The sequence below is a fragment of the Microbacterium sp. genome (genome assembly GCF_003248605.1).
Taxonomy (GTDB): Bacteria; Actinomycetota; Actinomycetes; order Actinomycetales; family Microbacteriaceae; genus Microbacterium.
Window position 1 is genome coordinate 1 of sequence record NZ_QFPF01000002.1, and the last position, 21,214, is coordinate 21,214.

The 21,214-nt window shown below is 70.8% G+C and carries 26 protein-coding genes; 10 read left to right on the plus strand and 16 right to left on the minus strand.

Going from position 1 to position 21,214, the window contains the following annotated elements; all coding sequences use genetic code 11:
• Window positions 1–369: 369 nt before the first annotated feature.
• Entirely contained in the window at window positions 370–1,032 is a 663-nt protein-coding gene (locus tag DI573_RS00430; protein WP_292809496.1) for a DUF1992 domain-containing protein, read from the minus strand.
• 9 nt (window positions 1,033–1,041) lie between these two features.
• Window positions 1,042–2,475, minus strand: coding sequence for a hypothetical protein (locus tag DI573_RS00435; RefSeq protein WP_292809498.1), 1,434 nt, complete (start codon window positions 2,473–2,475; stop codon window positions 1,042–1,044).
• A 133-nt stretch (window positions 2,476–2,608) separates the two neighbouring features.
• On the opposite strand from DI573_RS00435, the gene DI573_RS00440 reads away from it, so the two are divergent.
• The 4 genes from DI573_RS00440 to DI573_RS00455 all read left to right on the plus strand — a co-directional run bounded on the left by DI573_RS00440 (window position 2,609) and on the right by DI573_RS00455 (window position 6,288).
• On the plus strand, window positions 2,609–3,358 hold the full coding sequence (locus tag DI573_RS00440) for a response regulator transcription factor (protein WP_292809500.1): 750 nt from the start codon (window positions 2,609–2,611) through the stop codon (window positions 3,356–3,358).
• The gene (locus tag DI573_RS00445) at window positions 3,342–4,511 is read left to right on the plus strand and encodes a HAMP domain-containing sensor histidine kinase (protein ID WP_292809502.1); all 1,170 of its coding nucleotides are present in this window, start codon (window positions 3,342–3,344) and stop codon (window positions 4,509–4,511) included. The genes DI573_RS00440 and DI573_RS00445 overlap by 17 nt, the downstream gene beginning before the upstream one ends.
• 182 nt (window positions 4,512–4,693) lie before the next feature.
• The gene (locus DI573_RS00450) at window positions 4,694–5,815 is read left to right on the plus strand and encodes a molybdopterin-dependent oxidoreductase (RefSeq protein WP_292809504.1); all 1,122 of its coding nucleotides are present in this window, start codon (window positions 4,694–4,696) and stop codon (window positions 5,813–5,815) included.
• Complete coding sequence (locus tag DI573_RS00455) at window positions 5,815–6,288, plus strand: hypothetical protein (protein ID WP_292809506.1); 474 nt, start codon at window positions 5,815–5,817, stop codon at window positions 6,286–6,288. The genes DI573_RS00450 and DI573_RS00455 overlap by 1 nt, the downstream gene beginning before the upstream one ends.
• Here the strand turns inward: DI573_RS00455 and DI573_RS00460 are convergent.
• The 6 genes from DI573_RS00460 to DI573_RS00485 all read right to left on the minus strand — a co-directional run bounded on the left by DI573_RS00460 (window position 6,254) and on the right by DI573_RS00485 (window position 10,196).
• Window positions 6,254–6,883 carry a DUF2064 domain-containing protein gene (locus tag DI573_RS00460; protein ID WP_292809508.1) on the minus strand — a complete coding sequence of 210 codons (630 nt, stop codon included), beginning with the start codon at window positions 6,881–6,883 and terminating at the stop codon, window positions 6,254–6,256. The two genes, DI573_RS00455 and DI573_RS00460, sit on opposite strands and share 35 nt — an antisense overlap.
• Window positions 6,880–7,581 (minus strand): glycosyltransferase family 2 protein, encoded by a 702-nt coding sequence (locus DI573_RS00465; protein ID WP_292809510.1) that lies wholly within the window; start codon window positions 7,579–7,581, stop codon window positions 6,880–6,882. The genes DI573_RS00460 and DI573_RS00465 overlap by 4 nt, the downstream gene beginning before the upstream one ends.
• Window positions 7,578–8,651, minus strand: coding sequence for an NAD-dependent epimerase/dehydratase family protein (locus tag DI573_RS00470; RefSeq protein ID WP_292809512.1), 1,074 nt, complete (start codon window positions 8,649–8,651; stop codon window positions 7,578–7,580). The genes DI573_RS00465 and DI573_RS00470 overlap by 4 nt, the downstream gene beginning before the upstream one ends.
• 81 nt (window positions 8,652–8,732) lie before the next feature.
• Window positions 8,733–9,368: an NAD(P)-binding domain-containing protein gene (locus DI573_RS00475; protein WP_292809514.1), complete on the minus strand. Its 636-nt coding sequence runs from the start codon at window positions 9,366–9,368 to the stop codon at window positions 8,733–8,735.
• Between the two features lie 86 nt (window positions 9,369–9,454).
• Window positions 9,455–9,808, minus strand: a complete 354-nt coding sequence (locus DI573_RS00480) for a MerR family transcriptional regulator (RefSeq protein WP_292809605.1) — start codon at window positions 9,806–9,808, stop codon at window positions 9,455–9,457.
• A gap of 61 nt (window positions 9,809–9,869) precedes the next feature.
• The gene (locus tag DI573_RS00485; protein ID WP_292809516.1) at window positions 9,870–10,196 is read right to left on the minus strand and encodes a hypothetical protein; all 327 of its coding nucleotides are present in this window, start codon (window positions 10,194–10,196) and stop codon (window positions 9,870–9,872) included.
• Between the two features lie 41 nt (window positions 10,197–10,237).
• Between DI573_RS00485 and DI573_RS00490 the strand changes: the two genes are divergently transcribed.
• Both DI573_RS00490 and DI573_RS00495 read left to right on the plus strand, forming a co-directional pair.
• Entirely contained in the window at window positions 10,238–11,071 is an 834-nt protein-coding gene (locus DI573_RS00490) for an aldo/keto reductase (protein ID WP_292809518.1), read from the plus strand.
• Between the two features lie 164 nt (window positions 11,072–11,235).
• Complete coding sequence (locus DI573_RS00495) at window positions 11,236–12,186, plus strand: PQQ-dependent sugar dehydrogenase (protein WP_363331317.1); 951 nt, start codon at window positions 11,236–11,238, stop codon at window positions 12,184–12,186.
• 5 nt (window positions 12,187–12,191) lie between these two features.
• Here DI573_RS00495 and DI573_RS14720 read toward each other — a convergent pair whose 3' ends face one another.
• From DI573_RS14720 to DI573_RS00515, 5 genes are all read right to left on the minus strand, one after another.
• A complete protein-coding gene (locus DI573_RS14720) occupies window positions 12,192–12,371 on the minus strand; it encodes a VOC family protein (RefSeq protein WP_363331318.1) in 180 nt (59 codons plus the stop codon).
• Between the two features lie 9 nt (window positions 12,372–12,380).
• Window positions 12,381–12,605 carry a hypothetical protein gene (locus DI573_RS14725; protein ID WP_363331319.1) on the minus strand — a complete coding sequence of 75 codons (225 nt, stop codon included), beginning with the start codon at window positions 12,603–12,605 and terminating at the stop codon, window positions 12,381–12,383.
• 109 nt (window positions 12,606–12,714) lie between these two features.
• Complete coding sequence (locus DI573_RS00505) at window positions 12,715–13,503, minus strand: siderophore-interacting protein (protein WP_292809522.1); 789 nt, start codon at window positions 13,501–13,503, stop codon at window positions 12,715–12,717.
• 34 nt (window positions 13,504–13,537) lie between these two features.
• Window positions 13,538–13,723, minus strand: a complete 186-nt coding sequence (locus DI573_RS00510; protein ID WP_292809524.1) for a DUF1918 domain-containing protein — start codon at window positions 13,721–13,723, stop codon at window positions 13,538–13,540.
• Window positions 13,724–13,796: 73 nt separating this feature from the next.
• Window positions 13,797–14,015, minus strand: coding sequence for a hypothetical protein (locus DI573_RS00515; RefSeq protein WP_292809526.1), 219 nt, complete (start codon window positions 14,013–14,015; stop codon window positions 13,797–13,799).
• Between the two features lie 95 nt (window positions 14,016–14,110).
• Between DI573_RS00515 and DI573_RS00520 the strand changes: the two genes are divergently transcribed.
• A complete protein-coding gene (locus DI573_RS00520) occupies window positions 14,111–14,767 on the plus strand; it encodes a Type 1 glutamine amidotransferase-like domain-containing protein (RefSeq protein ID WP_292809528.1) in 657 nt (218 codons plus the stop codon).
• Window positions 14,768–14,777: 10 nt separating this feature from the next.
• Here DI573_RS00520 and DI573_RS00525 read toward each other — a convergent pair whose 3' ends face one another.
• The 3 genes from DI573_RS00525 to DI573_RS00535 all read right to left on the minus strand — a co-directional run bounded on the left by DI573_RS00525 (window position 14,778) and on the right by DI573_RS00535 (window position 17,844).
• Window positions 14,778–15,725 carry a DNA-3-methyladenine glycosylase 2 family protein gene (locus tag DI573_RS00525; protein ID WP_292809530.1) on the minus strand — a complete coding sequence of 316 codons (948 nt, stop codon included), beginning with the start codon at window positions 15,723–15,725 and terminating at the stop codon, window positions 14,778–14,780.
• 28 nt (window positions 15,726–15,753) lie between these two features.
• Window positions 15,754–16,482, minus strand: coding sequence for a winged helix-turn-helix domain-containing protein (locus tag DI573_RS00530; protein WP_292809532.1), 729 nt, complete (start codon window positions 16,480–16,482; stop codon window positions 15,754–15,756).
• A gap of 390 nt (window positions 16,483–16,872) precedes the next feature.
• Window positions 16,873–17,844, minus strand: a complete 972-nt coding sequence (locus DI573_RS00535; protein WP_292809534.1) for an acetylxylan esterase — start codon at window positions 17,842–17,844, stop codon at window positions 16,873–16,875.
• Window positions 17,845–18,027: 183 nt separating this feature from the next.
• Between DI573_RS00535 and DI573_RS00540 the strand changes: the two genes are divergently transcribed.
• Genes DI573_RS00540 through DI573_RS00550 form a run of 3 tightly spaced genes read left to right on the plus strand, consistent with a single transcriptional unit; the run spans window position 18,028 to window position 21,213 of the window.
• Window positions 18,028–19,341 (plus strand): extracellular solute-binding protein, encoded by a 1,314-nt coding sequence (locus tag DI573_RS00540; RefSeq protein WP_292809535.1) that lies wholly within the window; start codon window positions 18,028–18,030, stop codon window positions 19,339–19,341.
• Window positions 19,341–20,282, plus strand: coding sequence for a sugar ABC transporter permease (locus DI573_RS00545; RefSeq protein ID WP_292809536.1), 942 nt, complete (start codon window positions 19,341–19,343; stop codon window positions 20,280–20,282). Before DI573_RS00540 ends, DI573_RS00545 begins: the two co-directional genes overlap by 1 nt.
• Window positions 20,272–21,213: a carbohydrate ABC transporter permease gene (locus tag DI573_RS00550; protein ID WP_292809537.1), complete on the plus strand. Its 942-nt coding sequence runs from the start codon at window positions 20,272–20,274 to the stop codon at window positions 21,211–21,213. Before DI573_RS00545 ends, DI573_RS00550 begins: the two co-directional genes overlap by 11 nt.
• Window position 21,214: the final 1 nt, after the last annotated feature.

Sequence of the window (21,214 nt, forward strand, 5' to 3'; positions counted from 1 at the left end):
CGCCTCGGCCAGCACCGCCATGACCTCAGCTTCGGCCGAGGCCACCCCTGCCACCGCGGCCGCGTACTTCGCCGCAAGGGCCGCCGCGACAGCATCCACGCCGTCGACGTTGTCGTCGTGCATGTCACCCCCGGGCTTCGTCTTCATGTTCGAAACTCTACGCGGGGCCTCCGACATCGACCCCCGGAAATCGACCCTCAAGAGCCCCGATCCGAGAACTTTCTTGGTGAGACCTTTCTCATCTTCACCGGCCCTTCGACAGCCCTTCGACAGCCCTTCGACAGCCCTTCACCGGCCCTTCGACAGCCCTTCGAAGGCCCTTCGACACCTCCCGCCCTCGTCGCGAGATGCCGCCCGAGACGCCTCCGCTCAGCGCCCGTCCGCCCGTCGACGTCCCCGCCGCGGCCACCACCGAAGGCGATCGCGCGCCGAACGCGCCGAAGCCGCCGACGCCGCCCGAGCCGCGGCCCGCGCCTCCACCTCCGCGGCCTCGCGCGCGGTCCGGCGCTCTCGCCACGCGTCGACCTCGGCATCCACCTCTCGCGTCGGCGTCACGACGGGAGGTCCGCCCAGCAACTGCCGGCGCGCCTCGACGACGCGGCGGTTGAAGTCCTCGAGCACCTCGCGCACGTCGGCCTCGCGCGCGAGCTCGTCGAGGCGGGCATCGAGCTGCCGGTTCTCCACCCGCAGCGTGAGCGCGGGCGGCCCCAGCCCGCGCAGCTGCTCGGACTCGATCTTGCGCTTGATCCACCAATCGGGATCATGCGACGCGCCCAGCCCGACGAGCGGCTTTCCCGCCCCCGGCAGGTCGTCGAAATCGCCGCGGCGGATCGCCTGCTGGATGGACTGCTCGATGAACGCCGCGCGCTCGGCCTGCGACATGCCGCGCGGCTCCGCGGCGTCCCCGCCAGCCGCGGCGCCCCCGCCAACCGCCCCGGGCGGCTCCTCGCCACGCGCGCGGGCCTCGTCCGCGGCCGCGCGCTCGAGCCGGTATCGTGCCGCCGCCTCCCGCGGATCCTGCGCCGAACTCACCCCTGCGTCCTACCAGCCGGTGAAGAGCAGATGCTGCACGACGATCGCGAAAACGACCTGCAGCACGAGCCCGGGACGGCGCCACGCCGGCGGCAGCAGGGCGGTGCCCACCAGCATCCACGGCACGAAGGGCAGCCAGATGCGCTCGACCTCGGCCTTGCTCATGCCCGAGAGATCGGCCAGCACGACCATCGCCAAGCCCGCCAACGCCAGCAGCACGGTCGTCGCGAGCGCCGGCGTCAGCGTGCGAAAGCCTCGCACGCGCGCGATCGCGACGGCGACCGCGGCACCCACGAGGGGCCCCGCGCTGAAGGCGAGGGCGGCGAAGTTGCCCCAGATCCAGTACTCGATCGGGCGTCTGGTCGCGATCCCCGCCCAGTAGCGCTCGACGAGCACGGGGTAGGCCTCCCACCACGCGAAACCCGCGACGGCGAACGCGAGCACCACCGCGAGCGCCGCGACGATCGCACCCGGCAACGGCTTCCATGTGCGCCCGATCACCAGCACCGTCACCGCGAGCACACCCAGCAGCGGCAGTCCATACGAGAGCATCACGCAGTACCCGAGAATGAGGCCGGATGCTGCGCTCCAGGCGATCATCGCGCCTCGGGAGGCCGCGGTGGCCGAGTACGCGAGAGCACAGATGCCCCACGCGGCGACCGCGGCGAACATGCCGTCGCCCGACACCGCCATCCAGATCGCGGCGGGCCCGAAGACGAGGAACGGCGCCGCGAGCCGGGCCGAGTCCTCCGCGCCCAGCCGGCGCAGCGTCAGCAGCACCGCGACCGGAGTCGTGGCGGCGACGAACAGCACGGCGAACCCGGCGGCGAGCCCCGTGTCGAGGCCGACCTGCACGAGCACGTAGAAGAACAGCAGCGCCCCCGGTGGGTGCCCGGCGATGTGGACCGGCCAGTTGTCGACCGAGTCGAGCGGGATGCGCGAGATGTACTCCTGCAGCGTCGCGCCGAAGTCGGTCACGGCCCGCGCCGTGTTCATGTACTCGTACTGCGTGTCGAGGATCACCCCGATGCCATCGAGCCCGTCGACGAGCGCGAGCGAGAGCAGCCACGCGGACGCCGCGAGATACACCCAGAGCAGCAGCCACCCGTAACGGGCTCGGCCTGCGATCCGGGCGGCGTACGCGACGGCGAGCCCGCCCAGCACCACGGCGGCGATCGTTCCGGGCCCGAGTCGCGGCATCCACTCGGCGTGCAGCGGCGGAAACCAGCGCACCCGAACGTTCCATCCGGTCGCGGCCGGGATGATCATGGCGGCGGCGATCAGCACGAGGGCGACCGCCAGGCCCACCCAGGCCGCGACGCGCCCCGGTGCGTGGCCGGTTGGGGCCTCGTGCCCGGGAACGCGCGGGACGCGTGGGACCGCGGGCTCGTGCGCGCGCGCGGCGGCGGATGCGGGCTCGTGCGCGGGGGTGGCGTCGGGCATCCTCCGACCCTACGAAACACCCGCGGTCCGGCGAACCCCCTTGCGCTCTGGGCGACCTTACGAATCGCGGACAGTGGCCCCCGGCATCCCCCTCGTCATACCGCGAGACGGCGGGGCGACCTAACCTGTCGACATGACGTCGCCGCAGCCGAACGCCTCGCCCGCCCGCGAGGTCGTCGATCGGCGCGTGCTCGTCGTCGAGGACGACCCGACGGTGCTCGAGGTCGCGACGAGCTACCTGCGCTCGGCGGGTCTCATCGTCAGCGAGGCCGTCGACGGCCCCGGCGCCCTGGCCGCCATCGCCGCCGATCCGCCGGATCTGATCGTGCTCGACCGGATGCTGCCGGGCATGGACGGCATCGACGTGTGCCGCCGTGTACGGGAGAGCTCACGCGTGCCGATCCTCATGCTCACGGCGCTCGGCGCCACCGACGACCGCATCACGGGGCTCGAGGCGGGCGCCGACGACTATCTGACCAAGCCGTTCTCGCCGCGCGAGCTGACCCTGAGGGTGCAGTCGATCCTGCGGCGCAGCCCCGTCGAGGCGTCGGCCACGGGCCCCGTGACCCTCGGCCCGTTCGTGCTCGACACGACCGCCCGCACCGTCACCAGCGACGGCGCACCGCTGGCCCTGTCGGTGCGCGAGTTCGACCTCTTCGCTTTTCTGCTCACCCACCCGCAGCAGGCGTTCAGCCGCGAACAGCTGCTCAAGTCCGTCTGGCACTGGGAGTTCGGCGACCTCTCGACCGTCACCGTGACGGTGCGCCGGGTGCGCGAGAAGATCGAGGCGGACCCCACCGACCCGATCTACCTCGTCACGGTGTGGGGCGTCGGCTACCGCCTCGACCTCGGAGGGGGCCACACCCGTGCTGCCGTTTCCTGACCTGGTGGCGGTCGTCGCCACCGCGCTGGTGTGTGCGGCGATCGTCGGCGCGCTCGGCCTTCTCGTGTTGCGCCTGACCCGCCGACGGTCGATGCTCGTGCAGCTCTGCGTCGTCGTGGCGGCCCCCGTCGTCGCGGTCGTGGCGGGCCTGATCGCCGTCGCCCAGGCGATGTACATCTCGCCGCACGACCTGACCGTCGCCTTCTGGATCACGGGGGTGGCGGCCGTCATGGCGCTCGGGGTGGCCCTCGTGCTCGGTCGCGCCTTCGCCCGCGACAGCCGCCGCCTTCGCGAGCTGACGCGTGCCCTCGGGGACGGTGCCCGCGTCGAGACGACAGCGACCAAGCGCGAGAGCACCGAGTTCGCGGCGCTGGCCGCCGACCTCGCCGACACGAGCAGGCGGCTGGCCGAGGCTCGCGAAGAGGTCGAGGCGCTCGATTCGTCGCGCCGCGAACTCGTGGCCTGGATCTCGCACGACCTGCGCACACCGCTGGCGGGCCTGCGCGCGATGGCGGAGGCACTGGAGGACGGGATGGCCGATGACCCCCAGCGCTTCCACCGGCAGATGCGCGCCCAGGTCGACCGGCTCTCGGCGATGGTCGACGACCTGTTCGAGCTGTCGAAGATCCACTCCGGCACCCTCGCCTTGAGCATGGAGCAGTTCTCGCTCTACGACCTCGTGAGCGACGCCGTGGCGGGCCTGGCCGACCTCGCCCGCGCACGGGGCGTGGTGCTGCGCGAGGCCGGTGCGCGCGACGTCATGGTCACGGGCGATCCCCGCGAACTCGCCCGCGTGGTCGGCAACCTCGTCACGAACGCCATCCAGCACACGCCCGCGGGCGGCGAGATCTCGGTGCGCGTGGAGCGCACCGGCGACGAGGTGGTGCTGAGCGTGCAGGATGCCGGGGGTGGAATCCCCGAGGGAGACCTGTCGCGCATCTTCCAGGCCGGGTGGCGCGGCACTCCCTCGCGCACACCCGCGCCGGTTCGCGAAGGCGGCACGGGCCCGATCGACTCCGCGGGGGCGGGTCTGGGGCTCGCGATCGTGCAGGGCATCGTGCACGCCCACGCGGGCCTGGTGTCGGTGCAGAACATCCCCGGCGGCTGCCGGTTCGACGTGCGGCTGCCGCGGCACGTCGCGGCATCGGCCTGATACGACGCCATGAACATCGCCCCCCGCCTCCAGCGCCTGCTCCATCAGACGCGCCACGCGTTGCGCGCACCCTCCCGCAACGCCCGCACGGCCGTCGTCATCGGGCGCCTGCTCGGGGCCGCCTTCCTGATCTGTTCGCGACGGGCCTCTACAGTCACTTCCTTCAGGATCCGCTGCCGTGGATGGTGTTCCCGACCCGCCCGCTCTGGCTCTATCAGGTGACCCAGGGGCTGCACATCACCGCGGGCATCGCCTGCCTGCCGCTGCTGCTGGCCAAGCTCTACGCGGTGTTCCCCCAGCTCTTCCAGTCGCCGCCCGTGCGATCTGTCGCGCATCTGCTCGAGCGGGCATCGATCGCGCTGTTCGTCGCGGCCTCCCTCGTGCAGGTCGCGATCGGGCTGCTCAACACGTACCAGCTCTACGCACTGTTCGGCTTCTCCTTCCGCACCGTGCACTTCGCCCTCTCGCTCGTCGTGATCGGCTCGCTCGCGATCCACATCGGGGTCAAGCTCCCCGTCATCGCCCGCAACTGGAGCAAGAGGAGCGCGGCGGATGCCGAGCGGGACGCCCCGACCGATCCCGACGCCGTGCTCGACGTGCCCGACGAGCTGCGCCGGCGCACCGGCGAGAGGGCGGATGCCGGGGTCACCGGGCGCCTGTTCGCGTGGATCGATCGCGCCCCGGCTCCCGAGCCGCCCGACCCGCGGGTGAGGCTGAGCCGCCGCGCCTTCTTCGCCACGACGGCGACCGCGACGGGGGCCGTCGTCCTGCTCACCGCGGGACAGTCCTTCCGCGTGCTCGATCCGATCAACGTCTTCGCGCCGCGCAAGGCGGGGGTCGGCCCGCAGGGGCTGCCGGTCAACCGCACGGCCCGCGCCGCCGATGTCGTCGAGCTCGCCACCGCGGAGGACTGGACGCTCACGGTCGCCAACGGTGCGACGACCCGCGTCTTCGACTATGCCGCGCTGACCGCGCTGCCTCAGCACGATGTGCGCCTGCCGATCGCGTGCGTGGAGGGCTGGAGCCAGATGGCGAACTGGTCGGGTCCGCGGCTGCGCGACCTGATGGACGAGGTGGGGGCCCCGGCATCCGCCGCCGTTCGCGTGGTGAGCCTGCAGACCAACAGCAGGTTCGGCACGTCGCAGATGACGCGGGAGTTCGTCCGCGACGATCTGACCCTCGTCGCCCTGCGGCTCGAGGGCGAGGTGCTCGACATCGACCACGGCTTCCCCGCGAGGATCATCGCCCCGGCCCGCCCCGGCGTGCTGCAGACCAAGTGGCTGAGCCGGCTGGAGGTGATGTGATGCCCACAGTGACGCAGCGCGCCGACGCGATGCAGATCTGGCGTGTCGCGCTCATCGCCTCGGGTGTCGTGCTGCTCGCCGGTGGCGCCCTGGTGTTCGTGCAGGACGTCCCGCCCGAGCGATATCCCGCGGTGGCCGCGTGGCTGATCGGCGCGCTCGTCGTGCACGACGGCGTCGCGGCGATGGCGGTCGTGGTGGTCAGCGTGCTCGCGCGGCGCGCCGGCCATCGGATGCCGTTCGTGCCGTTCCTCATCGCGCAGGGCGCGCTCGTCGTCGCGCTCATCATGTCGGCCGTCGTCGTGCCGCAGATCCTGAAGAAGGCGGCGGGCACCGCGAACCCCTCGGTGCTGCCGCTGGACTACGCCCTGAATCTCGGCGTCTTCGTCGCGGTGCTCGCGGCGGTCACCGCGGCGGCGATCGCCGTGTGGGCGTGGCGCGTCAGGCGACCGCGGCGGACCGGAACGAGCGGATGAGGCGCGCCGTCGCCGTCTGCGGTGCGAGGGCGGCCACGGCGTCGGCGTCGGCGATGGTGTCGACATCGCGCAGTGTCGCCAGCGTGCCGACCCGCAGGCCCGCATCGGTCAGGCGCCGCCGCTGACGGGCGCCGGTCTGGGGATGCGACATCGTCACACCCCGGATCAGATCGCCGCGGGGTTCGCGCATGCCCAGAGCCCAGAACCCGCCGTCGAGGGCCGGACCGAACCAGGCATCGATGTCGTCGGGCCAGGCGCCGAAGGCCGGCGCGAGATCGCGGGCGCGCACCTGCGGGGTATCCATGCCGATCAGCAGCGTCGGCCCCGCGCAGGCGTCGAAACCCGCCGCGAGGCGCTCGTCGAGGCCGCCCTCGGACTGCGCGATGACGTCGTAGCCGACGGCGGATGCCGGCACCCGCTCGCCCGCGTAGAGCAGCACGCGTCGCGAGGCCGGCACCGACGCCATGGCCTCGAGGGTGTCATCGATCGCGGCGGCCGCGAGCTCGGCGGCCTGCTCGAGCGAGAGCGGGGGATGCAGGCGGGTCTTCGCGCGGCCGGGAAGCGGCTCCTTCGCGATCACGATCAGCGTCGTCATGGGCGCACCCTCTCGGTCCGGCCGCGTGCGGCGTCCTTCTTGTGTTCGGCCAGCAGCTGGGACATGTCACGGATCGCCGTGATCGTGCCCTTGATCGTGCCGGTCACCTTCGATTGCCCGACGCGCGCGGAATAGGGTGTGTCGACCTCGAGGATCGACCAGCCCTCGCGGCGGGCGGTGAGCACCATCTCGAGCGGGTAGCCGCTGCGCCGGTCGCGCAACCCGAGGGCGAGCAGCGGCTCGCGCCCGGCGGCGCGCATGGGGCCGAGGTCGTGCAGGGGGAGCCCTGTCGCGCGGCGCATGAGGCGCGCGAGGGCCCAGTTGGCGAACCGGGCGTGCGCGGGCCATGTGCCGCGGCTCGTCGTGCGCCGCCTGCCCAGCACGAGATCGTGTTCGCCGGCGAGCACGGGGCCTGCTACGAGCGGCAGATCACCCGGATCCATCGAGGCGTCCGCGTCGCAGAACGCGACCACGGGTGCGGTCGCCGTGAGCAGCCCGCGGTGCACCGCCGCCCCGAACCCGCGCTGCGCCTCGTGCACGACGAGGGCGTCGTATCCGCGCGCGATGTCGGCCGAGCCGTCGGTGGAGCCGTTGTCGACCACGATCGCCCGATATCCCGCGGGCAGCCGCGTGAGCACCCAGGGCAGGGGCCCCGCCTCGTTCAGGCAGGGCAGGATCACATCGACGGCGGGCGTCATCGCGCACTCCCCGCGGGTGCGCCCGCCGCGGCGCGCAGGGGAGCGGTGGCGAACTCCCGCATGCCCTCGTCGAATGACACGGCGGGAAGCCAGCCCAGCTCGCCCCGCAGCCGCGCCGACGACGCCGTGATGTGGCGCACATCGCCGAGCCGGTATCCGCCCGTCACGACGGGCTCGGCGCCGCGCGCGTGGCGGGAGAGCGCGGCCGCGACCTCGCCGATCGTGTGCACCTCGCCGCTGCCGACGTTGAAGGCACGCGCCTCGCCTCGGGGTGCGTGCGCCGTCCATTCCAGTGCCGCGACGTTGGCCGAGGCGATGTCGCGCACGTGAACGAAGTCGCGGCGCTGCCGGCCGTCCTCGAACACGCGCGGCGCCTCGCCGCGCTCGATCGCGGAGCGGAAGAGCGACGCGACACCCGCGTACGGCGTGTTCTGCGGCATGCCGGGGCCGTAGACGTTGTGATAACGCAGCAGCGCGGCGGATCCCGCCGCCCCGCGCGCCCACGCCCGGGTCAGGTGCTCCTGCGCGAGCTTGGTGGCGGCGTAGACGTTACGGGGGTCGAGGGTCGCCGACTCGTCGAGCAGCGCGGGCTCGAGGGGTTCGCCGTCCGCCCCGAGCGGCTCGAACCGTCCCGCATCGAGATCGGCGATGCGGCGTGCGACGGGACGGCTGGGGCCGTCGGCGCCGGTGTAGGCGCCCTCCCCGTACACGACCATGGAGCTTGCGAGCACGAGTCGGGGGATGCCGGCGCCCGCCATCTCGGCGAGCAGCACAGCGGTGCCGAGGTCGTTCGAGGCGACGTAGTCGGGCGCGTCCGACATGTCGACCCCGAGCCCCACTTTCGCGGCCTGATGCGCGACCGCGTCGACGCCGTCGAGAGCGCGGCGCACGGTGGCAGCATCCCGGACGTCCCCGGCGACGAACTCGACGCCTTCGGGCGCCGCAGCGTCGGCCGCGTGCACGTCGGCGCGCAGCGAGTCGAGCACACGCACGCTCCACCCGCGCGCCGCGGCAGCGTGGACGACGGCGGCGCCGATGAAACCGGCGCCGCCGGTCACGAGCAGTCTCATCCCCCGAGTCTGGGGTCTGGGAGCGCCCGCGTCAGGGGTCTTGACGCGGCTGTCCCGGGATCGTAAGGAGTGACGCCTGGGTCACCGCTCGGCGCGCGCGAGATTGGCTTCGAGCTCGTCCGCGCTCTGGCGCACCACGTATGCGGGCTGATCGCGCTCGACGCGCCAGCTCTCGGCGAGCGCGCCGGTGCTGACGGTGTCGTAGCCGAACTCGTCGTACAGGCGCGTGATGAACTCGACGCCGACGGTGGAGTCGCTCGCGGTGGCAAGCGCCCGTCGTCCCTCTGTGCCCGCGGGTGTGCCGTCGGTGAGGATCTGTCCCGACATGATGTGGTTGAAGCCCTTGACGACGGTCGAGGCGGGCAGGCGCTCCTGCAGCATCTCGCTGGTCGTGGTCGTCTTCTCCTCGAGCTGCGCGATACGGCCGTCGCGCTCCCAGTAGTAGTTGTTGGTGTCGACGACGATCTTGCCCGCGAGGGGCTCCACCGGCACGGCGTCGATCGCCCTGAGCGGCACCGTCACGATCGCCCAGTCGCCGGCGGCCGCGGCCTCGGCGGGCGTCGCCGCCCGGGCGCGGGGACCGAGGTCGGCGACGAGTCCTTCGAGCGTCTCGGGCCCGCGCGAATTGCTGATCACGACGTCATACCCGCGGTCGACGAGACCGCGCGCGAGTGTCGATCCGATGTGTCCTGCTCCGATGATTCCTACGGTTGCCATGTCGAGCCCAACACCCGGCCCCGGCGCGAGAATTCCCGGCCGGATGAGCCGGGGATCACGGCAGGGGGCCGAGAAGATCCTGCGCGTCAGTGCTCGCGCAGGATCTCGAGGAACTCGTCGGCGTACTCGAGGTGCAGTCGCAGACGATCGCGGCGCTCGGTCGCCTCGGCCGCGATGCGCGCGAAGGCCGCGCGCTGGTCGGCGTCGTCGGGATCTGCGGCGAGCGCCGCGATCACCCCGAGCAGCTCGCCCATCTGCTCGAGCGTGTAGCCGAGCGGCTTCATCCGGCGGATGAGAAGCAGGCGGACGAGGTCGTCCTCGGTGTACAGACGGAATCCCCCCTCGGTGCGACCCGAGGGCTTGAGCAGCCCGACGTCGTCGTAGTGCCGGATCGTGCGGAGGGACATGCCGGCGCGGTCCGCGAGCTCGCCGATGTGCATCATGTCGTCATTGTGCCGTGTTTTGTTTCAGCCGAGTGAATCCGTGCGCCCACGTCGGCGTTCAGACCGGAAAGTCGGGGCGCAGATTCCAGGCGGTCTGCGTCCGGAGTCCCTCGAGCAGCGACAGGGCGTGCAGGCGCGCGTGGTCGCCGGAGACGCTCGAGTAGACATCGATGGCGAGGGGTGGCGGCTCCCCGAACTTGGGGATCTCGATCTCGGCCCAGCATCCCTCGGCGAGCGGGACGTACGGTCTTGCCGTCCGCTGATACCGCACCTCGGCATCCGCGACCAGCGCGACGATCATGAGCCCCTCGAGTTTCGTCACGGCGTTGCCGACCACGATCGTCGCGCAGTGCAGAGCGGCGGACGATTCGAAGGACGTGGCCATTGTGCGGTCCATCGTAGGCGTGTCAGGGGCAGGATGGACTCATGGTCACGATTCCCGGCATCACGCTCAACGACGGTCAGCCCTTCGCAGAGATCGGTCTCGGTACGTACAACCTGCAGGGGGAAGACGGCATCGAGGCGATCGTCTCGGCGATCGACGCCGGCTACCGCGTGCTCGACTCGGCGGTCAACTACGAGAACGAGGTCGAGGTGGGTGAGGCGGTGCGCCGATCGGGCGTCGCCCGCGACGACCTCGTCGTCACGACAAAGGTGCCGGGCCGGCACCATGGGCGCGACGAGGTGACGGCGAGCGCCGAGGAGTCGATCGAGCGACTGGGGCTCGATCGCATCGATCTGTATCTGATCCACTGGCCGAACCCGGCGGTCGACAAGTACGTCGACACCTATCGCGGCATGCTGGATCTGCGCGAGCGGGGGCTCGTCCGATCCGTCGGCGTCTCGAACTTCACCGTGCCGATGCTCGAGCGCCTCATCGACGAGACGGGCGTCGTACCGGCCGTCAATCAGGTGGAGCTGCACCCCTACTTCCCGCAGGCGGCGCTGCGGGCGTTCCACGCCGAGCACGGCATCCGCACCGAGAGCTGGAGCCCGCTGGCCCGGCGCAGCGAACTGCTCACCGAGCCCCTCCTGCGAGACCTCGCGGCGGTGCACGGGGTCACCCCGACGCAGATCGTGCTGCGCTGGCACGTCGAGTTGGGCAGCACCGCGATCCCCAAGTCGGGCGACGCCGACCGTCAGCGCGAGAACGCCGACGTCTTCGGGTTCGCCCTCGACGCCGACGAGGTCGCCGCGATCGCAGCCCTCGAGCGAGGACGCCTGTGGAACGGCGACCCCGACACGCACGAGGAGTTCTGATCCGCCCCCGCGGGTGTCGTGGTGGCGCACTCGCGCTGGGACTCCTGGTGCTGGTGGGGTGTTCCGCGCCTGCAGCCGCGCCGTCGACGCCGTCCGCGGTCGCGCCGGCGCCCTCGCCTGCGGCGTCGACCGCTGCGCCGCTACCGCAGGCGCCCACCGATGTCGTGACGGGACTTTCCGCACCGTGGTCGGTGGTCTTCGCGGGCGGTTCGGTGCTGATCTCCGAGCGCGATTCCGCCCGCGTTCTCGAGGTGACGGCGGCGGGCACGGTCCGCGAGGCGGCGGTCATCGACGGCGTCGCGACCGGCGGCGAGGGTGGGCTGCTCGGACTCGCCGTCGCCCCCGCGGGTGACGCGCTGTACGTCTACTCCACGGGGGCCGACGCCAACCGCGTGCAGCGCTACCCGCTCGAGGGCGAGGCGGGCGCCTGGGCGCTCGGCTCACCGACCATCGTGATCGACGGATTGCCCAGGGCAGGCAACCACAACGGCGGGCGGATCGCCTTCGGGCCCGACGGTGCGCTGTACATCACGACGGGGGATGCCGGCGATCCGGCCACCGCGCAGGATCCCGGCTCCCTCGCGGGCAAGATCCTGCGGGTGACGCCGGCTGGCGGCATCCCCGCCGACAACCCGGTCGCGGGATCGCCGGTCTACAGCCTCGGGCACCGCAACGTGCAGGGACTGGCGTGGGCCGACGACGGCCGCCTGTTCGCGAGCGAGTTCGGTCAGAACGCGTTCGACGAGCTCAACATCATCGAGCCGGGCGCCAACTACGGATGGCCCGAGTTCGAGGGTGCAGGGGGAGCGGCCGCGGGGTTCGTCGATCCCGTGCAGCAGTGGCCCACCGACGCGGCGAGCCCGTCCGGTATCGCCGTCGTGGGCGACACCCTCTACATCGCCAACCTGCGCGGCCGGGTGCTGCGGGCCGTCGCGGTTGATGACCCGTCGACGGCGACCGAGTATCTCGCGGGGCAGTACGGGAGGCTTCGCGCCGTCGCGGCGGCTCCCGACGGCGCCCTCTGGATCGTCACGAACAACACCGACGGGCGCGGGGAGCCTGCGCCGGGGGACGACCGCATCGTCGCGATCGACCCCACGGTCGTCAGTCCCTGAGCGCCTCAGTCCTCGGGGGCGTTGAGCGCCAGCATCCAGTCGATGCCGAAGCGGTCGGTGAGCATGCCGAAGCGGCCGCCCCAGGGCGGGGTGTCGAAGGGCATGACGACGGTGCCTCCCTCGGCGAGGCCCGCCCAGTACTTCTCGAGCGCCGACTCGTCGTCGCCCGAGACCGACACCGACATGCCGGCGGGCTAGCGGTAGGGCATGCCGCTCGGGGTGTCGGCGGCCATCAGCACAAAACCGTCGGGGGTCTCGAGCTGCGCGTGCATGACGAGGTGGTTCTCGCTCGGGTCCTGTCCCATGTCGTAGGACTCGAAGGTGTCGATCGAGAGCTCACCCCCGAAGACTGCCCGATAGTGCTCCATCGCCTGGCGGGCGGTGTCGCGGAACGAGATGTACGGGTTGAGGCTGGCCATGAGCATTCCTGTCTGTCGTTGACGGATGCCGCGCCCGGCCGTGCGGCACGCCCAGTGTGGCCCCGACCACCGACACGCACAAGGGCCCCGATGCGCGCCGTCGACGCCCTCAGTGCGGGGCGTGGTACTCGGCGGTGTCGCGCTTCCAATAGCCCTTGATGACGACCTGTTCGGCGGAGAGCCCCCAGCGCTCGAGCAGCAGCGCGCGGCCGGAGCGGACGATCGACTGCTCGGCGGCGACGAACCCGAACACAGCGCCGTCGGGGCGTTCGCCGGCCCCGATCTCGTCGAGCCGGGTGGTCAGCGCCGACCCCGCCGGCTCCGCGCCGCGGTGCACGAACTCCACCCGCACACCCACGGGGGCGGTGAGGGGCAGCTCGTGCGCGGCGTCCTGCACCTCGATCACGATCCGCCCCCGCGTGTCGGGCTCCATCAGCGCGACGAATCGGCGGATCGCCGGAATGGCGGTCTCGTCGCCCGCGAGCAGCCACGCGTCGGGGGTGCCCTCGATCACCATCGATCCACGAGGCCCGCCGACGCCGACCTCCGATCCCAGCGGGGCGTTCGCCGCCCACACGCCCGCCACGCCCGAGTCGCCGTGCACGACGAACTCGAGCTCCAGCCAGTCGTCGCCGAACGCCAGCGGCGTGTACTCGCGGCTGGGTGCCGCCCGCATCTCCTCGATCGAATCGACCGGGGCGTCCGGGAAGAACACGCGGATGTGGTCGTCGCTGCCGAGCGAGGTGAAACCGCGCAGATCCTCGCCCTGCAGACGCACCCGCACGTAGTGCGGGGTGAGCCGCTCCCGGGCGACGAGGACCGCCCTGCGGAATCGCAGCTCGAGCGGGGCGCGTCCGAGGGAGAAGCCGGAGGAGATCGCGGAATCGGTCGTCGTCATGCAAGTTAGGCTAACCTACATTCCGCCGCCGTCCCTACGGCCCCGCAACGATCTCGCAGTCCGATCCGGGCGCGAGGATCCCCTCGTGGCCGTCGTCATAACGCACCACCAGCAGGGGTTCGTCGTCGCGTCCGCGGATCTCGATGACTTCGCCGGTGCGTTCCGGCGTCCCGACCGTGCGCCCGTGGATGAGCACGCGGTCTCCGACTCTGGCTCGCATGCCGCTCACCTCCTGCCGCACACGATACGTCGCCTACGCCGCGGAGGGTAGGCCCCGCACGACGGATCGCCCGCTACAGCTGGATGCCGTGATCCTCGTCGTTCACGCCCACGTTGCGTCCCCGCCAGGACTCGTAGGCGAGCAGCCAGCCGAGCGAGACGATGACCCCGATCGTGAGCCCGAGCAGCCAGTTCTGCAGGACCAGTCCCACGAGCACGCCGGCCGCGAGCAGTCCGATCGTGCCGAGTAGCCAGGTCCATCGGCCGCGCGGCCAGGGGGTTCGCTCCGTCATGCGCCCCAGCCTAGGGCTCGCCGGGCGTGTGGGCCGGGAGCGGGTCTTGCCGCACCCGCCCCGGGTGGAGTTGAGTAGTCGTGGAGTGTGATCGCATGTCCAGGCATCTGCTGCTTCTTTCGCGGGGGCTCGGCGCCCTCCCCGAGTTCGTCGAGACGAGGGTGCGCAAGCACCCCGGTGCCGTGCGCGTCGCGTTCGTGCCGACTGCCGGCCGCGAGCGCGCCGACTCCGGCCTTGTCGACGCCGACCGGCGCGCGCTCGCCGCGATCGGATACGACGTGCACGATGTCGACATCGCCGAGGTGACCGGTTCGCGCCTCAGCGCCGCGCTGCGTGAATCCGACCTGGTCTACGTCGCGGACGGCGATGTGTTCGTGCTGCTGCATCACATGCGGGCCTCGGGATTCGCGTGGATGCTGCCCTCTATGCTCGATGAGGGACTCGTCTACGTCGGAACGGGCGCCGGGGCGGTCGTGATGGGCCCCGACGTCTCGCCCCTGACGCCCATGCACGACCGCGCGAGCGCGCCGGATCTGACCTCGACGACGGGGCTGCACCTTCTCGGGGTGGTTCCGCTGCCGCACGCGGACGGGGCGCTCTTCGGACGGGAGGTGATCGAGCGGGTGCGCGCGCAGTACGCGCGCGAGTTCCACCTCGAGCCTCTCACCGACGATCAGGCCATCATCGTCGAGGACGACGCGGCCGCCGTCGTCGAGTCGGTGCTGGTCGATGTCGCGTCCTCGCCGGGCTGAGTCGGCGGGGTCACCGGTCTCGGTGGTCCTCGGGGGCCAGGCGCGGCCCCCGCCTCGGTTCGACGACGCCGCTGGCGTAGATCAGCCGGATCACGCGCTGCCGATGGCCCGCCCACGGCGAGAGCAGCTCCAGCATCCCGTCGTCGTCGGTGCGCCGCCCCGTCAGGGCGAAGCCGACCTGATGCGCGAGGTGGTAGTCGCCCACGCTCACGGCGTCGGGGTCGCCGAAAGCGCGTATGCGCGCCTCTGCGGCGGTCCACACGCCGATGCCGCGCACGCTGGTCAGCACCGCATCACGATCGGCGCCGGTCGCCGCGGCGGCACGGGCGAGCGAGGGTCCCACGCGGGCGGCCTCGACGATGGTGCGGGCCTGCGGCGGCTCGAGCCCCGCGCGGTGGAAGTCCCACGACGGGATCGCGCGCCAGCCCTCGATGCTCGGCGGCGCGTACATCGGGGCCGGTGTCGGTCCGGGGGCGCGCTCGCCGTGCCAGGTGACGAGTCGTCGCCACGCCGCGAAGGCCTGCAGCCCCGTGACCTTCTGCTCGATGATCGCGCAGACGAGGGGGTCGAAGACGATGTCGGTGCGGCCGAGGCGCAGTCCGGGCGAGCGACGATGCGCGTCGGCGACGAGGGGGTGCAGCCCGGCGTCGAACCCCGTGGTGTCGTCCTGTGCGCCGCACAGCGCGGGCAGCTGATCGAGCGCCCATTCGGCACCCGGCCCCCACGCGGCGCCGCGGACGACTCCGCCCGGCGCCGCGCGAAGCGCAAGCGTCGCGACTCCGCGGGGGGTGCGACTGGCCCGCCAGATCACCGGCCCGTCGACGACAAAGGCGGGATCGTTGCGTCCCCGCTTCTGCACACCGACCACCCGGCGCAGATCGAGAGGGTGCGCGGGGCGGTACTCCGTCTCGAGGGGGCGAGCGGATGCTGTGGTCACAGCATCCCGTCTCGTCGTCATGGGGCCACCCTACGTCGCCCCGCCGACGTCAGAACCGGTCGGGCGAAGGGGTGCCGTGGCCGTAGCGGATCGAGACGTCCGCGTGCCGGTCGAAGCGGTAGCCGACCCCGCGCACGGTGCGCACGATGTCTTCGTAGCGGCCGAGCTTGGCGCGCAGACGCCGCACGTGCACGTCGATCGTGCGCTCGCCGGGCGCCTCGTCGTCGGTCGATGCCGACCAGAGCGACGAGACGAGCTCGGTGCGCTCGATCGTGCGTCCCTCGCGCAGCACGAGGTACTGCAGCAGCTCGAACTCCTTGTAGGTGAACGCCGCCGAATCACCGTCGAGGAACACCTTCTTGCGCGAGATGTCGACGACGACGCCCGCGGGGGCGCGGTTCTCGTCCTCGTCATCCGGCTTGGCGCGGGCGACCGCGCTGGGCTCGTGCAGCGCCAGACGCACCAGGTCGACGTCGCGGCCTCCCGCGTTGGTGGGAGCGAGGGCGACGGTGGCGTACGTCTCGGCGGAGGGGGCGATCTCGGCGAGGGTGCGGCGCAGTGCCTCGACGATCGTGCCGAGGCTCACGCCGTCGGCGGCGGCCTTGGCCTCGTCGAGTCCCACGTAGAGCGCGAAGCCGCGGGGTGCGGTGCCGGCAGGAAGGGCGCGTGCGGCGGGAGCTGCGGGTGCGGCCGCTGCGGGTGCGGGCTGCACGGGTTCGACGGCGCGAAGGTGCGAGGGGCGAGTGGCGGGACGCTCGAGAAGGGCGGTGTTCGACATGGTGGTGGTGTCCTCGGAAGGAAGGGAACCCTGCGGGTTCGGAAGTGCTGCGATGGTCCGGCCCGGGGCCGGGGGCGAAGCATCCGGATCGACGCGCGTCTCGCGCGGATCCTGTGCTCGGGGGCTCTTCACCGTGGTTTCAGAAGCGGCGGACGAGCCCGGCGGTATCACCGAGTCAGCGGCACATTCGACAGCACATGACAACGCGGCCGGCCATCATCGTGCCGGCACTCCCGTTCGCCTCCCAGGCGGACAGCGGGCGTGCGTAGTCAGTCATGCGCCTGATTATGACCGAATGAGTCGGAATGTGTCAAACCGCACGGATGCTGCGGCGCCACGCCCGAGGAGATGTGACAGATTGCTCAGCCCGCACCGAAGCGCTCTCGCAGGTCAGAGTCGATCGCGCAGCCAGGCCACCTGGTCGTGCCAGTGGCGCATGCTGCCGCCCTCGTGTCCGTTGAAGGCGTAGACCTCGATCCGCTTGTCCGTGCTCGTCGCCGCGTTGTAGGCCGCGAAGACGGTCGAGGGGAGGACGATCTCGTCCATCAACGCGACGGAGAAGAGCGCCGGCTGCGTGATCTTCGCCGCGAGGACGGCGCCGTCGAAGTAGGAAAGCGTCCGGAAGACGTCGTCCACCCGGTCGCGGTGGATGGAGAGGTACCGCGTGATCTCGGTGAACGGCGGCTCGGGCGTTCTGGTGATCGCCCGAGGGAAGTCGCAGAGGAACGGCACGTCGGGCAGAAGAGCGAAGGGGATGTTCGAGAGGGCGGCCGCCGCGAGGGCGATGCCGCCGCCCTGGCTGGCGCCGGAGACGGCGATGCGAGACGCGTCCACGAACGCGAGCGCCGCCACGTGATCGAGCAGGCGCACCGCGTCGGTGTACACGCGACGGTAGTAGTACGTCTCCGCATCCTCGATTCCGCGCGTCATGAAGCCGGCAGTCGCAGGCCCTGACCCGTGCGGGTCGGCTGTTGCGCCGCCATTGCCCCATCCGCTGCCCTGGCCGCGCGTGTCCATCAGCACATGCACAAAACCCGCGGCGGCCCACGCGAGCTTCTCACCGGGCACACCCCGCCCCCCGTTGTATCCGACGTACTCGACGACGGCGGGCAGCGGCGAATCCGCGCGCGGCCGCGTGATCCAGCCGCGTATCGGCTCGCCGGCGAATCCCGGAAAGGTCAGGTCTTCGACGATCAACTCGGTGAACGGCGAATCGAGAGGGTGCACCTCGACGGCGCCCTCGGGCGATCGGGCCTCGCGCAGAGTCCGCTGCCAGAATTCGTCGAGGTCGCCGGGAACGTCGAGCGTCGGCCGGTACTCCCGCAGGAGTTCGAGCGGCATATCGGTGTGGGAGAGGGCCATGATCGCTCCGTCCGCGGGATACATCGGATGTTTACTGCCGAAAGGGCTTGACTTTTTGTTTCACATGAGGACAAAATGCCGTTGGGTCGAGCGTAACATCCGACAACCTGCGACCGCGCCGGCCCGATCCCACAGCGAATGAACGCGACGGGAGATGACAGTGTCGTCTGGAAAGGACATCTGATGATTGCAAGGACGCGTGGTCAGCGCCCCGTCATGCGAGCCGCCGCGGCTGCCGCGGCGGGTGCGCTCCTCGTGGGAGGTCTCGCCGCCTGCTCCGCGAGTGGTGGCGACGACACCGCAGACGGCGGTGTGCGGGAGGTGGACTTCTGGGGCTGGGTGCCCGGCCTGGAGGATCTGGTCGCCCAGTGGAACGAGGAGAACCCCGAGATCCAGGTGAGCTTTCATCGGATGACTGGCGACGACGGGCAGAAGGTCGAAGCGGCCGTCGATGCGGGTCAGGGACCCGATCTCGTGCAGCTGAGCACACACGATCTGCCCGACTACGTCATCGCCGAGCGTGTGATCGACATCACCGATTACGTCGCCGAGGACGAGTCGAACTACACGCCCGCCTCGTGGGCGTCGGTGTCGTTCGACGGGCGCGTGTACGGGGTGCCGCAGGGGATCGGCCCGGCGGGCACGATGTACCGCACGGACATCTTCGAGCAGTACGGGCTCGAATTCCCCGAGACGTGGGACGAGTACCTCGACGCGGCTCGCGCGCTCAAGGCCGCCAACCCCGACATGTACATCGCCAACCTCTCGCCGAGCGAGATCGGCCAGTGGGCACAGGAGATCCAGCAGGCCGAGAGCAGCTGGTACGGCATCGACGGCGACGCATGGACCGTCGGCGTGAACGACGAAGGCAGCCAGCTCGTCGCCGAGCGCTGGCAGACCCTGCTCGATGAGGGACTGGTCACCACCGAGCAGATGTGGACGCCGGAGTACTGGGCGCTGGTGAACAACGGCACGATCGCCACGATCAGCTACGCGGCCTGGTTCCCGAGCATCCTCGCGGAGAACGCGTCAGGGCTCGCCGGGCAGTGGGCGGTGGCCCCGCTCCCCAAGAATGCAGGGTCGGAGAACTCGGGTGATTCGGGCGGCGCTGCGGTCGTCGTGCTGAAGAACACGGAGGATGCCGAGGCGGCCGCGGAGTTCGCCAGCTGGCTGAACGGCTCGGACGACACGCAGGAGACGCTCATCACCGTCGGCGGTCTCTTCCCCTCCACCCTGAACGGGCTCGCCTCGCCGGCGCTGCTCTCGGAGAACGAGTTCTACGGGGGACAGGTCATCAACGAGGTGTTCATCGAATCCGCCGAGGAGACACCCGCGACCTGGGTCGAAGGCCCCAACTACGGCACCATCCAGACCGCGATCCTGGACGAGTTCGCCAAGGTGATCAACGGTGAGCAGACGTTCCTCGAGGCGCTCGACATCGCGCAGGCCGCGGCGATCGCCGACCTCGAGGCACGCGGACTCAGCGTCGTCCAGTGATGACCTCGCTCGCCTCCCCCCGGGTTCCCCGGCGCCGGTTCTCCGGCGCCGGGGGGCCCTGGGCCCCCTACCTGTTCGTCGCGCCGTTCGTCGTCCTCTTCATCGTCTTCCTCGTCGCGCCGATCGTCGTGGCCGTGGTGAACAGCCTCTACTCGCGTCAATCGAGCGGGCTGGGGTTCGGCGGATCGGCGATCGAGTTCGTCGGGCTGGACAACTTCATCCGTGCCTTCGGCGATCGCGACTTCCTGATGGGCTTTCCGCGGGTCATCCTCTACGGCGTCGTCCAGGTGCCAGTGATGATGATCATCGCTGCGGGCCTCGCCCTTCTCTTCGACACCGCTCTGGTGAAGGGGCGGCGCTTCTTCCAGTTCGCCGTCTTCCTTCCCTACGCCGTGCCCGGTGTGATCGCCGCCCTGCTCTGGGGCTTCCTCTACCAGCCGTCGGTGAGCCCGATCCTGCAGTTCTTCTCGTCGATCGGCATCGATCTCAACCTGCTGGCGCCGGGCACCGTGCTCTGGTCGATCGCCAACATCAATCTCTGGTCGCTCATCGGCATCAACATGATCATCCTGTTCGCCGCTTTGCAGTCCGTGCCGCGCGAGATGTACGAGGCGGCGCGATTGGACGGCGCCGGCGAGGTGCGCACCGCGCTGCAGATCAAGCTCCCGATGATCGCCCCGGCCATCCTGCTCACGACCCTGTCCTCGATCATCGGAACACTGCAGCTGTTCAACGAGCCGCAGGTGCTGCAGACGATCACCTCGAACATTCCGAGCGATTACACGCCCAACATGGCCATCTACGCCGCCTCGACACTGGGCAAGGACCCCAACCTCGCGTCGGCGATGGCGGTGATCCTGGGGTTGGCGACTCTCGTCGTCTCGCTCCTCGTGCTGTCCGTGAACCGGCGAACGACGAAACGAGCCGCAGATGGCATTTAGCACCCTTCCCGTCGACGCACCGGTCGAGCCGGCGGCGTCCCAGACCCCCGAACCGACACCTCGACGGCGCACGGCCTTCGTCAACGGCGACCGCGTGAGCCGCGGATGGATGATCGTGGTGACGGGTGTCATGGTCGTCGCGGCCGCGTACTTCCTCATCCCGGTGCTGTGGCTCGTCATCGCCTCGACCAAGTCGACGGGCGATCTGTTCTCGACGCCCGGCTTCGCGTTCGCCGAGTTCAATCTGTTCGAGAACCTCGCGGAGCTCAGCACCTACGACGGCGGCATCTTCTGGCGATGGGGCCTGAACTCCATCATCTATTCCGTCATCGGATCGGCGTTGACCACCCTGGTGTGCGCGATGACCGGCTATGCCCTGGCCGTCTACCGATTCCGGGGGCGCAACGTCCTGATCTCGGTGGTGCTGGCCAGCCTCCTGGTCCCGGGGACGGTGATCGCCCAGCCCACCTACGTGCTGCTCGTCGGCATGGGCCTCGACAACACATACGCCGGGCTTCTGCTGCCGGCCCTCGTCTACCCGTTCGGCGTGCTGCTGTGCTTCATCTACGCGCAGTCCTCCGTGCCGATCGAACTGGTCGAGGCGGCGCGTCTGGACGGTGCGAGCGAGCTGCGCATCTTCGCCTCACTCGGGCTGCGCCTGATGGGAACAGGATTGGTGACGGTGCTGCTGTTCGCCTTCCTCGGCAGCTGGAACAGCTACATCCTGCCCCTGCTGGTGCTGACCGATCAGGAGCTGATGCCGCTCACTGTCGGACTGACGGGATGGAGCCAGGCCTCCATCACCATCCCCGGCCTTCAAATCCTCACCGTGGTCGGCTCGCTCGTCTCGATCATCCCCATCGCGATCGTCTTCGTCTCGCTGCAGCGGTTCTGGCGGGCGGGTCTCACGGCCGGCAGCGTGCGTGGATGAC

Bases quoted from the DNA above. Each gene is read 5' to 3' on its own strand.
- DI573_RS00435 (WP_292809498.1), bottom strand. From the start codon at position 2,475: ATGCCCGACGCCACCCCCGCGCACGAGCCCGCATCCGCCGCCGCGCGC.
- DI573_RS00440 (WP_292809500.1), top strand. From the start codon at position 2,609: ATGACGTCGCCGCAGCCGAACGCCTCGCCCGCCCGCGAGGTCGTCGAT.
- DI573_RS00450 (WP_292809504.1), top strand. From the start codon at position 4,694: ATGGTGTTCCCGACCCGCCCGCTCTGGCTCTATCAGGTGACCCAGGGG.
- DI573_RS00455 (WP_292809506.1), top strand. From the start codon at position 5,815: ATGCCCACAGTGACGCAGCGCGCCGACGCGATGCAGATCTGGCGTGTC.
- DI573_RS00460 (WP_292809508.1), bottom strand. From the start codon at position 6,883: ATGACGACGCTGATCGTGATCGCGAAGGAGCCGCTTCCCGGCCGCGCG.
- DI573_RS00465 (WP_292809510.1), bottom strand. From the start codon at position 7,581: ATGACGCCCGCCGTCGATGTGATCCTGCCCTGCCTGAACGAGGCGGGG.
- DI573_RS00470 (WP_292809512.1), bottom strand. From the start codon at position 8,651: ATGAGACTGCTCGTGACCGGCGGCGCCGGTTTCATCGGCGCCGCCGTC.
- DI573_RS00475 (WP_292809514.1), bottom strand. From the start codon at position 9,368: ATGGCAACCGTAGGAATCATCGGAGCAGGACACATCGGATCGACACTC.
- DI573_RS00480 (WP_292809605.1), bottom strand. From the start codon at position 9,808: ATGCACATCGGCGAGCTCGCGGACCGCGCCGGCATGTCCCTCCGCACG.
- DI573_RS00485 (WP_292809516.1), bottom strand. From the start codon at position 10,196: ATGGCCACGTCCTTCGAATCGTCCGCCGCTCTGCACTGCGCGACGATC.
- DI573_RS00490 (WP_292809518.1), top strand. From the start codon at position 10,238: ATGGTCACGATTCCCGGCATCACGCTCAACGACGGTCAGCCCTTCGCA.
- DI573_RS14720 (WP_363331318.1), bottom strand. From the start codon at position 12,371: ATGTCGGTGTCGGTCTCGGGCGACGACGAGTCGGCGCTCGAGAAGTAC.
- DI573_RS14725 (WP_363331319.1), bottom strand. From the start codon at position 12,605: ATGGCCAGCCTCAACCCGTACATCTCGTTCCGCGACACCGCCCGCCAG.
- DI573_RS00505 (WP_292809522.1), bottom strand. From the start codon at position 13,503: ATGACGACGACCGATTCCGCGATCTCCTCCGGCTTCTCCCTCGGACGC.
- DI573_RS00510 (WP_292809524.1), bottom strand. From the start codon at position 13,723: ATGCGAGCCAGAGTCGGAGACCGCGTGCTCATCCACGGGCGCACGGTC.
- DI573_RS00515 (WP_292809526.1), bottom strand. From the start codon at position 14,015: ATGACGGAGCGAACCCCCTGGCCGCGCGGCCGATGGACCTGGCTACTC.
- DI573_RS00520 (WP_292809528.1), top strand. From the start codon at position 14,111: ATGTCCAGGCATCTGCTGCTTCTTTCGCGGGGGCTCGGCGCCCTCCCC.
- DI573_RS00525 (WP_292809530.1), bottom strand. From the start codon at position 15,725: ATGACGACGAGACGGGATGCTGTGACCACAGCATCCGCTCGCCCCCTC.
- DI573_RS00530 (WP_292809532.1), bottom strand. From the start codon at position 16,482: ATGTCGAACACCGCCCTTCTCGAGCGTCCCGCCACTCGCCCCTCGCAC.
- DI573_RS00535 (WP_292809534.1), bottom strand. From the start codon at position 17,844: ATGGCCCTCTCCCACACCGATATGCCGCTCGAACTCCTGCGGGAGTAC.
- DI573_RS00540 (WP_292809535.1), top strand. From the start codon at position 18,028: ATGATTGCAAGGACGCGTGGTCAGCGCCCCGTCATGCGAGCCGCCGCG.
- DI573_RS00545 (WP_292809536.1), top strand. From the start codon at position 19,341: ATGACCTCGCTCGCCTCCCCCCGGGTTCCCCGGCGCCGGTTCTCCGGC.
- DI573_RS00550 (WP_292809537.1), top strand. From the start codon at position 20,272: ATGGCATTTAGCACCCTTCCCGTCGACGCACCGGTCGAGCCGGCGGCG.